Genomic DNA, 648 nt, shown 5'->3' with positions numbered 1-648 from the left:
CTCGTTCGGCACCTGGCTCCGCTCGCTGTTCGGCCGCGCGGCCTGATCCGCCCAGCGACAGGGACCACCCCCGAGCTAATCGAGTCGAGGGTGGTTCCTTCGCGCCGCTAAGATTTCCGACCATGGCGGCCACTGCAGACCACAGCACCACCGAGGCATCGAACTCGGCCTACTACGTCACCACCCCGATCTACTACGTGAACGATCGCCCGCACCTGGGCCACGCGTACACCACCGTCGCCGGGGACGTCCTCACGCGCTGGCACCGCCAGCGCGGGGAGAAGGTGTGGTACCTGACCGGTACCGACGAGCACGGCCAGAAGATCATGCGCACGGCGGACGCCAACAACGTCACTCCGCAGGAGTGGTGCGACCGGCTGGTCGAGCAGGAGTGGAAGCCGCTCTGGCAGCACCTGAACATCGCCAACGACGACTTCATCCGCACCACCCAGCAGCGGCACACCGACCGGGTCCAGGAGTTCGTCCAGGACCTGTTCGACAAGGGCGAGATCTACAAGGGCGGCTACGAGGGCCCGTACTGCGTCGGCTGCGAGGAGTACAAGATCCCCGGCGAGCTGCTGCCGGGCGCCACCGAGGACGAGAAGCTCTGCCCGGTGCACAAGAAGCCGGTCGAGTGGCTGGAGGAGG

Annotated in this window: 1 protein-coding gene; it reads left to right on the top strand. The window is 66.8% G+C overall.

Translation table 11 applies throughout. From position 1 onward, the window contains the following. Window positions 1-122 precede the first annotated feature (122 nt). On the top strand, window positions 123-648 hold a 526-nt coding region (locus ABD323_RS43460; RefSeq protein ID WP_344447536.1), incomplete at its 3' end, for a class I tRNA ligase family protein.

It is taken from the genome of Kitasatospora nipponensis (genome assembly GCF_039528135.1).
In the GTDB taxonomy this organism is placed as follows: domain Bacteria; phylum Actinomycetota; class Actinomycetes; order Streptomycetales; family Streptomycetaceae; genus Kitasatospora; species Kitasatospora nipponensis.
Note: the sequence above shows the minus strand (reverse complement) of the source record. Positions and strands in the feature narration are given on the sequence as shown.